Origin of the sequence: Rhodoplanes roseus (assembly GCF_003258865.1) — a bacterium.
GTDB classification, from domain to species: domain Bacteria; phylum Pseudomonadota; class Alphaproteobacteria; order Rhizobiales; family Xanthobacteraceae; genus Rhodoplanes; species Rhodoplanes roseus.
On sequence record NZ_NPEX01000208.1, the window covers coordinates 1 to 10,635 of the forward strand.

Consider the following 10,635-nt stretch of genomic DNA (forward strand, 5'->3'; position numbering starts at 1 on the left):
CGGACGCGTCGCACTATCAGAAATTTCCTGTCGGCGTGGTGGCGCCACGCAACGTACAGGACGCCGCTGGACTTGATCGGCGCTTCCCACTTCGAGATCTCGTCCTTCACGAACTGGACGAGATACTCGGGCGTCTGGCGGTCGCGCGACACGACGACGGCGCCCAGCCCGGCGAGGCGCTCCTGCACCCACGGCGTCTTCATGGTCTCGACCAGCGCGGCGTTGAGCTTGTCGACGATCGCCTTGGGGGCGTTCTTGGGCAGGAAGATCGCGTTCCAGGTATAGGCCTCGACCTTGGTCCCCTCCTCGGTCGCCGAGGACAGGTTGGGCAGCGCCGGGGAGCGGTCCTTGGTGAGGATCGCGATCGGCTTCACGGCGCCGCCGTCGATCTGCGGCTTGGCCGTGGAGATCATGTCGCACAGATAGTCGACCCGCCCGCCCTGGAGGTCCTGCATGGCCGGACCCGTGCCGCGATAGGGCACGTGAGTGATGGGCAGGCCGGCCGCCGTGTTGAACACGACGCAGGCGAGGTGCGAGGCCGAGCCGGCCCCCGCCGAGGCGAACGTCATCTTGCCGGCATTGGTCTTGGCGTAGGCGACGAAGTCCTTGAAGTCCTTGACCGGCAGGTCCTTGCGGATGACCAGCACGATCGGCACGTCGGCGAGCAGCGCCACCGGCGTGAAGTCGCTCTCGGCGTTGTACAGCGGGCGCTTGTAGAGCGTCTGGTTCTGGGCGTGGGTGCCCACCGTGCCGAGCACCATGGTGTAGCCGTCGGCCGGCGCATTGGCGACGCGCTGGCTGCCGTTGGCGCCACCGGCACCGCCGACATTCTCGACCACCACCTGTTGGCCCAGGACCTCACCGAGCCGTTGTGCGACAATTCGCCCGAGCACGTCGGTCGGTCCGCCGGCGGCGAACGGGATCACCATGGTAACGGGACGGTTCGGATAGTCCTGCGCGGAGGCGACCGCGGTCGCGGCGAGCGCGATCGCGGCCGACATCACCACCTTGAACACGGCACGGAACATCGGTTCCTCCTTGTCTGATCGGAGCGTTCGATTATGAGAAAGCAGCCGTGATGGCCGTCCAGGGCCGGTAAGGTCGCAGGAAAAATCACCTACGGGAAGGCGAAAAATGGTGCCGATGCGTATCGGAATCGCGGGCCTCGGCGCCATCGGGCGGACGGTCGCCCGTGCCCTCGCGGACGGAATGCCGGGCCTCGAGCTCGCCTGCGTGGCGGCGCGCGATCCCGGCAAGGCGCGCGCCTGGCTGGAGAGCCAGGGCATCGTCGCGCCGGTGGTCAAGCTGGAGTCGATGCCGTCCCACGCCGACCTGGTGGTGGAGTGCGCCCCGGCGAGCGTGCTGGACGACATCTGCCGGCCGATGCTCTCGGCCCGCAAGAAGGTGATGGTGCTGAGCGCCGGCGCCCTGCTGCCGCGGCCCGAGCTGATCGAGCTCGCCCGCAGCAAGGGCGGCCAGATCATCGTGCCGACCGGCGCCCTGATCGGCCTCGACGCCGTGACGGCGGCGGCGCAGGGCACCATCCACTCGGTCCGGATGGTCACCCGCAAGCCGCCGCGCGGGCTCGCCGGCGCGCCCTATCTGGTCGAGAACGGGATTTCGGTGGACGGGCTGACCGCGCCGCTGCGCGTCTTCGCCGGCTCGGCCCGCGAGGCGGCGATCGGCTTCCCGGCCAACGTCAACGTGGTGGCGGCGCTGGCGCTGGCCGGCATCGGCCCGGACCGCACCACCATCGAGATCTGGGCGGACCCGGGCGTCGAGCGCAACTGCCACAGCATCGAGGTGGATGCCGACTCGGCCAAGTTCTCGATGTCGATCGAGAACATTCCCTCGGAAAACCCGCGCACCGGCCGCATCACGGCCCTCTCGGTGCTGGCCGCCCTCGCCAAGCAGCGCGCCCCGCTGCGGGTGGGGACGTAAGGCGGCCCTGGCAACGCCGGCCGGCCCCTCTCCGCCCTCGTCCTGAGGAGCCCGCGCAGCGGGCGTCTCGAAGGGCGGGGGCGGCCTCCGCGCCGGCGGGTCTGCAGCCGGGCAGCGGCCACATGGTTCGAGGCTCGCCTTTCGGCGAGCACCTCACCATGAGGGTCGAAACATCGGTACGGGGAAAAATCAGTCCTTCGCCCGCTCGACGTAGGAGCCGTCGGCGGTCGAGATCACGATGCGGGTGCCGACGCCGATATGGGGGGGCACGCCGGTGCGCAGGCCGTTCGACAGCACGGCCGGCTTGTAGGACGACGACGCCGTCTGGCCCTTCATGGCCGGCTCGGTCTCGACCACCTCGAGGGTCACGCGCTGCGGCAGCTCGAGGCCGACCACGACGCCCTCGTGCACCGAGAGCTTACACTTCATCTCGGGCGCCAGATAGACGGCCATGTCGCTCACCACGTCCTCGCTCGCGGCGACCTGGTCGTAGCTCTCCATGTTCATGAAATGGAAGCCGTCGGCGTCCTGGTAGAGGAACTGATACTCGCGCTCCTCGACATGGGCGCGCTCGACCTGGTCGGTGGTCTTGTAGCGCTGCGACGACTTCACCCCGTCCGAGAGCCGGCGCATGTCGAGCTGGGTGACCGGCGTGCCCTTGCCGGGATGGATGTTCTCGGCGCTCAGGATGACGTAGAGCCTCCCCTCGAGATCGACGATGTTGCCCTTTCGGAGCGAGCTGGCGATGACCTTCACGTGCGCAAATCCTCGTTGCGGGGGAGCCGGGGCGCCAGCAGGCAGCGGCGACGGACCCGGGAACCGGCGGTTTCGCGTGCAACATACTGATCCCTGGGCGCTTCGCCAGTGGTTTTCCACGCCGGGCCACCCCGCGCCCCGGCCGAGCGACCGGGCGCATCCGTTCGGAATTCCTCTTGTTCGTCATTTGATTGCGGCGGACGCCCGGGCATGACTGCCGCCTCGCCCTGGTGGACGCCGCGCGTCCATGCCGACCGCCGGCCGCTGCTGCTCGCCCGCAACCGCATCGCGGCCCGCCTGCGCGAGCGCTTCTCGGCCGAGGATTTCGTCGAGGTGGACCCGGCGGCGCTCCAGGTCTCGCCCGGCAACGAGGCGCATCTGCACGCCTTCGCCACCGAGCAGGTCGGCCCCGACGCGAGCCGCCGTCCGCTCTATCTGCACACCTCGCCCGAGTTCGCCTGCAAGAAGCTGCTGGCCGCCGGCGAGCCGCGCCTGTTCGCCTTCGGCCACGTGTTCCGCAACCGCGAGCGCGGCGCCCTGCACCATCCCGAGTTCACCATGCTGGAGTGGTACCGGACCGGCGCGCCCTACGGCGCCGTGATGCAGGACTGCGCCGCCATGCTGGCGCTCGCCGCCGAGACCACGGGGGTGCGGCGGATGGCGTTCCGCGGCGCCGAGGCCGATCCGTTCGCCGCGCCGGAGCGCCTCACGGTCGCCGAGGCGTTCTCGCGGTTCGCCGGCATCGACCTGCTGGCGACCGTGTCGGGGCCCGAGACCGACCGCGACGCGCTCGCCGCCGCGGCGCAGGCGGCCGGGGTGCGGACGGCGGACGACGACACCTGGTCGGACGTGTTCAGCCGCGTGCTGGTCGAGCGGATCGAGCCCAATCTCGGCCTCGGCCGGCCGACGCTGCTGACCGAGTATCCGGCCGCCGAGGCGGCGCTGGCCCGGCCGGCGGCGCACGACCCGCGCGTCGCCGAGCGCTTCGAGCTCTATGTCTGCCGCGTCGAGCTCGCCAACGGCTTCGGCGAATTGACCGACCCGGCCGAGCAGCGCCGCCGCTTCGCCGCCGAGATGGCCGAGAAAGCCCGTGTCTACGGCGAGCGTTATCCGATCGACGAGGACTTTCTGGCCGCCCTCGCCATCATGCCGGACGCTTCGGGTTGCGCGCTGGGCTTCGACCGCCTGGTCATGCTCGCCACCGGCGCCCCCGCCATCGCCGCGGTGATCTGGACCCCGATGGCCGAGACCTGAGGGGCCGCCTTCCCCCCTCCCCCGCCCTTTCACCTCTCCCCGCGAGTGGGGAGAGGCGAAAGTCGCCCCTGCCTTGTGGGTGACGAGACGCTGGCGTATCGCTTGGGCCGAAGGGCCCCCGATGACATCGCACCGAAAGACGCTCAGGACCGCGGCGGAGCTGGCCGAGCACGGACTCGTCCGCCCGCAGGACGCGGCCGCGCTCGATGCGGTGGCGGCCCGCTATGCCGTGGCGGTGACGCCGGCCATCGCGGCGCTGATCGACCGGTCCGATCCGGACGACCCGATCGCCCGCCAGTTCCTGCCCGATCCGGCCGAGCTCGACACCGCCGACGAGGAGCGGCCCGATCCGATCGGCGACGACGCGATGAGCCCGGTCGAGGGCGTGGTGCACCGCTATCCCGACCGCGTGCTGCTCAAGCTCGTGCATGTGTGCCCGGTCTACTGCCGCTTCTGCTTCCGCCGCGCCATGGTCGGCCCGGGCGGCCGCCCGACGCTGTCGCCGAAGAAGATCGCGGCGGCGCTCGACTACGTCCGCGGCCATCGCGAGATCTTCGAGGTGATCCTGACCGGCGGCGATCCGCTGATCCTCGCGCCCGACAAGCTCGCCGCCGTCGTGCAGGCGCTCGGCGCCATTGCGCACGTGAAGGTCGTGCGGGTGCACACGAGGGTGCCGGTCGCGGTGCCGGAGGCGATCACGGCGGCCCTCGTCGAGGCGCTGAAGATCCCCGGCAAGGCGACCTATGTGGTGCTGCACGCCAACCATCCCCGCGAGCTCACCGAGAACGCGCGAGACGCCTGCGGGCGGCTGATCGACGCCGGCATCCCGATGCTGTCGCAGTCGGTGCTGCTGCGCGGCGTCAACGACGACGACAAGACCCTGGCCGAGCTGATGCGGAGCTTCGTCGCGGCGCGGATCAAGCCGTACTACCTGCACCACGGCGATCTGGCGCCCGGCACCGGCCATTTGCGCACCACGCTGGCCGAGGGCCAGGCGCTGATGCGGCGCCTGCGCGGCCGCGTCTCCGGCCTCGCCCAGCCGACCTATGTGCTGGATCTGCCCGGCGGCGCCGGCAAGGTGCCGGTCGGCCCGACCCACGCCGTTCCGGTCGGCGGCTGCGAGCCGGGCGGCCCCGCCCACTGGGAGATCGAGGATCTCCAGGGCCGCACCCACACCTATCCCCCCGGCCCCGAGGACGCCGACCCGGCGCCGGAGGAGGACTGGGACGGACGGGAGAGCGAGTCGTAGGTGGTCCTCTCCGTCGTTCCCGGAGCGGGAGCGAAGGTTGGCTCCGCATTCGGGGCTCACCCCCCTCCCCGACCCTCCCCCGCAAGGGGGGAGGGAGCAGGCTCCGGCGAGGGGCGACGCCGCGCGACAAAGAAACGCGACAGAACCGGAAGCGCGAAGGATCCAAGCAGGACGGCGGCGCGGCTCCTGCGTTCCCTACCCCCTTGCGGGGGAGGGACAGGGAGGGGGGTGGCCCCACCCGCAGGCCCGAGCTTCATCCCTCGGCGGACGTCGTGACGCTCGGCGCGCTCACCCCGCCGCGGTCTCGGCTTTCGGCGCGGGCTTCTTCCCCGCCTTGAGGGCCTTGCGCTCGGCGAGGTGCTCTTCCCAGCGCTGCATCAGCACGAAGAAGGACGGCACGAACAGCACGGCCAGGCAGGTCGAGGCGATCATGCCGGAGAACACCGTGATGCCGATCGAGGCGCGGGCCGAGGCGCCCGCCCCGCTCGCCACCACCAGCGGCGCGACGCCGAGGATGAAGGCGAAGGACGTCATCAGGATCGGCCGGAACCGGGCCCGCGCCCCCTCGATCGCCGACTCGACGATGCTCCGGCCCTCGGCCCGCGTCTCGCGCGCGAACTCGACGATCAGGATGGCGTTCTTGGCGGACAGCGCGATCAGCAGCACGAGGCCGATCTGGACGTAGAGGTTGTTGGCGACCCCGGTGGCATTGAGCACCAGCACCGGCCCGAGCAGCGACAGCGGCACGGCCAGCACCACGGCGATCGGCGCCCACCAGCTCTCGTACTGGCCGGCCAGCACCAGATAGACCAGGAAGATCGACAGCGCGAAGACGATGAACATCTGGTTGCCGACGATCTTCTCCTGATACGACATCGCGGTCCATTCGATGCCGGCGCCGGGCGGCAAGGTGCGGGCCGCGATCTGCTCCATCAGCTGCATGGTCTGGCCGGTCGAGACCCCGGTCGCCGGCAGCGCCACGATGGTGGCCGAGGGGTAGAGATTGTAGAGGCTGATCAGCGGCGCACCGACGCTCGGCGTGATGGTCAGCAGCGTGCCGAGCGGGATCATCTGGCCGCTGGTGTTGCGGACCGTCAGGTTGCGGACGTCGTCGAGGCGCTGGCGGAACTCCGAGTCGGCCTGCACATAGACCTGGAAGACGCGGCCGAACTTGTTGAACTGGTCGACATAGGTCGAGCCCAGATAGCCGGCCAGCGTCTGGAACACCTGGTCGAGCGAGACCTGCAGGGTCTCGGTCTTCACCCGGTCGACCTCGACCCGGTATTGCGGCGCGCTCGACCGGAACGTCGAGATCACCCGCTGGATCTGCGACTGGGTCGAGGCGTTGGCGACGAAGTTGTCGACGATGCCCTGCAGCTTGACCAGATCGAAGCTGCCGTCGCGCAGCTCGATCTGCATGGTCACGCCGCCGGCGTTGCCGACGCCCTGGATCGGCGGCGGCGGCACCACGAGGATCTTCGCCTCGGCGATCTCGCCCATCGTCGTGTTGAGCCAGATCAGGAGCGGGCGCAGGCCCTCGGCCTTGCCGCGCTTGTCCCAGTCGTCGAGCATGATGTAGGCGACGCCCGCATTGGCGAGCGAGGCCGAGTTGTCGAGCACCGACACGCCCGCGATGGTGATCACCTGCTTGACGCCCGGCGTCTTCGCCGCGATGGCGCTGACGCGGTCGAGCACCGCTTGCGTGCGGGTCAGCGAGGCGCCGTCGGGGAGCTGGACGCTCGCCACCAGATAGCCCTGGTCCTCGATCGGCAGGAAGCCGGTCGGCACCCGGGTGAAGCCGAACAGCGCGCCGGCGATGACGAGCAGCGCCAGCACGGCCATCGCGCCGCTGTGCGTCACCATGCGGGTGATCAGCCCGGCATAGAGACGCTCGACCCTGCCGTAGACCGCGTTGAAGCCGCGGAAGAAGGCGTTGCGCTCCTCCGGCGGCACCGGCGGGCGCAGCCAGGTGGCCGCCTGGGTGGGCTTCAGGGTCAGGGCGTTGATGGCGCTCAAGAGCGCCGTCGCGGCGATCACCAGGGCGAACTGCGCGTACATGCGGCCGGTGAGGCCGGGCAGGAAGGCGGCCGGCAGGAACACGGCCATCAGCACCAGCGTGATGCCGATGATCGGGCCGAGCAGGATCCGCATCGCGGAAATCGCGGCGTCGTGGCCGCTCATCCCCTGCTCGATGTTGTGGGCGGCGCCCTCGACCACCACGATGGCGTCGTCGACCACGATGCCGATCGCCAGCACGATGGCGAACAGGGTCGAGAGGTTCACCGTGAAGCCGAGCGCCGCCATGCCGGCGAAGGCGCCGATGATGGTGACCGGCACGGTCGTCGCCGGCACCAGCATGGCGCGCCAATCCTGCAGGAACAGCAGGATGACGATCAGCACCAGGATCGCCGCCTCGTACAGCGTCTTGTAGACCTCGTTGATCGAGGCGGTGACGAACAAGGTGGTGTCGAACGGGATGCCGTAGACCAGGCCCTGCGGGAAGTCCTTGGCGAGCGCCTTCATCTTGGCGTCGACCAGGGCGGCGACGTCGAGCGCGTTGGCGCCGGGCGACTGGAAGATGGCGAGGCCGGCGGCCGGCTTGCCGTCCTGGGTGAAGACCTGGCTGTAGGTCTGGGCGCCGAGCTCGACCCGGCCGATGTCGCGCACCCGCGTCACGTCGCCGTTCTGGCCGGTCTTGACGATCACGGCGGCGAACTGCTCCGGCTCGTCGAGCCGGCCGAGCACATCGAGCGTGTATTGGAAGTTCTGCGTCTTGGGCGACGGCGGCATGCCGACCTGGCCGGCCGTCACCTGCTGGTTCTGGCCCTGCAGCGCCTGCACCACGTCCTGGGTGGTCAGCGAGCGGGCCTGCATCTTGTCGGGATCGAGCCAGACCCGCATCGAGTACTGGCCGGCGCCGAACACCGTGACGTTGCCGACGCCGAGCAGGCGCGAGATCTCGTCGCGCAGCCGGATGGTCGCGTAGTTGGCGAGGTAGAGGCTGTCGAAGCGGTTGTCCGGCGAGGTGAGCGTGACGATCTGCAGGATCGACGTCATCTTCTTCTGCACCGTCACGCCCTGCACCTGCACGGATTGCGGCAGCTGCGACAGGGCGGTGGCGACGCGGTTCTGGACCAGCACCTGGGCGGTGTCGAGATTGGTCCCGATCTCGAAGGTCACGATCAGGCTGTAGCTGCCGTCCGACCCCGAGTAGGACTGCATGTAGATCATGTCCTGGACGCCGTTGACCTGCTGCTCGATCGGCAGGGCGACGGTGTCGATGACGGTGCGGGCGCTGGCGCCCGGATAGCTGGTGGTCACCGAGACGGTGGGCGGCACCACGTCGGGATATTGCGAGACCGGCAGCCGCAGCAGGGCGACGGCGCCGATCACGATCATCAGGATGGCCAGGACGTTCGCGAGAACCGGCCGCTCGATGAAGAATTTCGAGATCATGCCGGGCTCACTGCATGGTTCGGGGGCGCGGCAGCCCGCCCGGGACGGCGGGCGGCGCCGGCGAGGGATGCGGCGGCAGGGCCGGTTCGTCCACCTTCGGCGCGGTCGGCAGCGTGTTGGGCAGCGGCGGCGGGGCGGGCGGCGCGACCGGCACGGCCGGCGGCGGCGGCGCCGCGATGGTGGTGAGCTGCGGGTCGACCTTCTGACCCGGCACGGCGCGCAGCACCCCGGCGACGACGATGCGGTCGTCGGCCGTGATGCCCTTGTCGATCACCCGCAGCTCGCCGACCTGCGGCCCGACCTCGACCTTGCGCTGCTCGACCGTCCCGTCCGGGCCGACCACCAGCACGTAGCGGCCGCCCTGGTCGCTGCCGACCGCCGTGTCGGGCACCAGCAGCGCCGTGGGGATGCGCTCGATCGGCACCCGCACCCGCACGAAGTAGCCGGGCAGCAGGCCGCGGTCCTGGTTGGCCAGGACGGCGCGCGCCTGCAGCGTGCCGGTCGAGGACGTCACGTTGGGGGCGACGTAATCGAGCGTGCCGATATGCGGGTAGCCCGTCTCGGTCTGGGTGGCGATCTCGATCGGCACCTTCCTGAGGTCGTCGCGGCCGAGGCCGCGGCGTGCCATCTCGTCGCGGATCCGCTGGACGTCGGTCTCGCTGATGGTGAAGTTCACGTAGATCGGCTGGAGCTGCACGATCGTCGCCAGCGTGGTCGGCTGGCCGTTGGCGCCGACATACTGGCCGAGCGACACCTGGCGGGCCGTCACCACGCCGTCGAACGGCGCCGTCACCCGGGTGTAGCCGTCGTTGATCACGGCGAGCTGGGTGTTGGCCTTGGCCTGGTCGAGGTTCGACTGGGCCGAATCGCGGCTGGCGGTCGCCTGGTCGAGCAGCGACTGCGGGCTCGCCTGCTTGGCCACCAGGTCGACCTGGCGGTCGTAGACGATCTGCTGCTGCTTGAGATTGGCCTCGGCGCCGAGCTCGGCCGCCTTGGCCTGCTCGACCTTCACCTTGTAGGGCTCGGGCTCGATGGTGAACAGGAGCTGGCCCTGCTTCACCACGTCGCCGTCGTTGTAGCTGATGCCCTGCACGAAGCCGGCGACGCGGGCGACGAGATCGGCCGAGTTGACGGCGGCGGCCGAGCCGGTCGCCTCGAGATAGCGGACCGCCGGCTGCTGCACCGGCTTGGCCACGGAGACTTTCGGAGGCGGCGGGGCGACGTATCGGTTCTGCTCGTCGCAGGCGGCCAACACGAACGGGAGGGCGACGGCAGAGGCCGTCACGAGCAATCGAACCAGTGCGGTCACGGCGTCCTTCCAGACCTGGCGTTCCACGGCGGGCAGGCTCGGGCGCATCGACGCGAGCGCGAGAGAGACTCCCGAGGCGAGGGCTGCTTATACCAGCTTTTAGGTTAGGCGGTCGTTACCCATGCGGGCCCGCCCGCCCTGGCGTGCGGCGCACGCCGCCGCCGAAGCAGCGCCCGGACGGCGGCGCTCGTCCGTGCAACTGCAAGCGACCCCCGTAAAGGCCGATTAACCGGCTGCTCATAGACTGGTCGGGAGACCGATGCTCAGGACCCACCATTCCAATCGCGGACTCGCCGCTCTGCTGGCCTACGCGGCCGGCGTGGTGGTGGTGACGCTCGTCGGCTACGAGATCGGGGCCCGCCAGCTCGGCTACGCCCCGCCGAGCGCCCGGCTCTTCGCCCCGCCCGGCCCCCCGGAGGCGGAGGTCCGCCGCTACGGCCGGATGCTGACGAAGGTCGACCACCTGGGGAACTGCCGCGAATACGAGGTCGACAACCGCACCCAGCAGATCGTCGACAAGGGCATCGTCCCGTGCGAGCCGCCCCGCGCCGACACCAAGCCGAAGCCCACCGGCAGCGGCCGGTTCGACGCCTTCCGGGATGCGTTCGGCGGCGGGAGATAGACGCTGGAGCGGCCCGAGGCGGCTCACCCTCCCCTGGAGGGGGAGGGG

The 10,635-nt window shown here is 70.3% G+C and carries 8 protein-coding genes; 4 read left to right on the top strand and 4 right to left on the bottom strand.

Annotated elements, in window-relative coordinates; genetic code table 11:
* Positions 1–1,028: Bug family tripartite tricarboxylate transporter substrate binding protein (locus CH341_RS22740; RefSeq protein ID WP_111421274.1), on the bottom strand; the 1,028-nt coding region annotated here is incomplete at its 3' end.
* Positions 1,029–1,143: 115 nt separating this feature from the next.
* On the opposite strand from CH341_RS22740, the gene CH341_RS22745 reads away from it, so the two are divergent.
* Positions 1,144–1,941 carry an aspartate dehydrogenase gene (locus tag CH341_RS22745; protein WP_245431202.1) on the top strand — a complete coding sequence of 266 codons (798 nt, stop codon included), beginning with the start codon at positions 1,144–1,146 and terminating at the stop codon, positions 1,939–1,941.
* A 189-nt stretch (positions 1,942–2,130) separates the two neighbouring features.
* Here the strand turns inward: CH341_RS22745 and efp are convergent, their stop codons facing one another.
* A complete protein-coding gene (gene efp / locus CH341_RS22750; RefSeq protein WP_111421276.1) occupies positions 2,131–2,697 on the bottom strand; it encodes an elongation factor P in 567 nt (188 codons plus the stop codon).
* Positions 2,698–2,907: 210 nt separating this feature from the next.
* Between efp and epmA the strand changes: the two genes are divergently transcribed.
* Both epmA and CH341_RS22760 read left to right on the top strand, forming a co-directional pair.
* Complete coding sequence (gene epmA, locus CH341_RS22755) at positions 2,908–3,951, top strand: EF-P lysine aminoacylase EpmA (RefSeq protein WP_111421277.1); 1,044 nt, start codon at positions 2,908–2,910, stop codon at positions 3,949–3,951.
* Positions 3,952–4,072: 121 nt separating this feature from the next.
* The gene (locus tag CH341_RS22760) at positions 4,073–5,200 is read left to right on the top strand and encodes a lysine-2,3-aminomutase-like protein (RefSeq protein WP_111421278.1); all 1,128 of its coding nucleotides are present in this window, start codon (positions 4,073–4,075) and stop codon (positions 5,198–5,200) included.
* A 288-nt stretch (positions 5,201–5,488) separates the two neighbouring features.
* Here CH341_RS22760 and CH341_RS22765 read toward each other — a convergent pair whose 3' ends face one another.
* Both CH341_RS22765 and CH341_RS22770 read right to left on the bottom strand, forming a co-directional pair.
* Positions 5,489–8,656 (bottom strand): efflux RND transporter permease subunit, encoded by a 3,168-nt coding sequence (locus CH341_RS22765; RefSeq protein WP_111421279.1) that lies wholly within the window; start codon positions 8,654–8,656, stop codon positions 5,489–5,491.
* Positions 8,657–8,663: 7 nt separating this feature from the next.
* Positions 8,664–10,013, bottom strand: coding sequence for an efflux RND transporter periplasmic adaptor subunit (locus CH341_RS22770; RefSeq protein ID WP_111421280.1), 1,350 nt, complete (start codon positions 10,011–10,013; stop codon positions 8,664–8,666).
* 211 nt (positions 10,014–10,224) lie between these two features.
* Between CH341_RS22770 and CH341_RS22775 the strand changes: the two genes are divergently transcribed.
* Positions 10,225–10,587: a hypothetical protein gene (locus CH341_RS22775; protein WP_111421281.1), complete on the top strand. Its 363-nt coding sequence runs from the start codon at positions 10,225–10,227 to the stop codon at positions 10,585–10,587.
* Positions 10,588–10,635 lie beyond the last annotated feature (48 nt).

Excerpts from the sequence above, each read along its gene's own strand:
- CH341_RS22765 (WP_111421279.1), bottom strand. The coding sequence starts at position 8,656 with ATGATCTCGAAATTCTTCATCGAGCGGCCGGTTCTCGCGAACGTCCTG.
- epmA (WP_111421277.1), top strand. The coding sequence starts at position 2,908 with ATGACTGCCGCCTCGCCCTGGTGGACGCCGCGCGTCCATGCCGACCGC.
- CH341_RS22770 (WP_111421280.1), bottom strand. The coding sequence starts at position 10,013 with ATGCGCCCGAGCCTGCCCGCCGTGGAACGCCAGGTCTGGAAGGACGCC.
- CH341_RS22760 (WP_111421278.1), top strand. The coding sequence starts at position 4,073 with ATGACATCGCACCGAAAGACGCTCAGGACCGCGGCGGAGCTGGCCGAG.
- CH341_RS22745 (WP_245431202.1), top strand. The coding sequence starts at position 1,144 with ATGCGTATCGGAATCGCGGGCCTCGGCGCCATCGGGCGGACGGTCGCC.
- CH341_RS22775 (WP_111421281.1), top strand. The coding sequence starts at position 10,225 with ATGCTCAGGACCCACCATTCCAATCGCGGACTCGCCGCTCTGCTGGCC.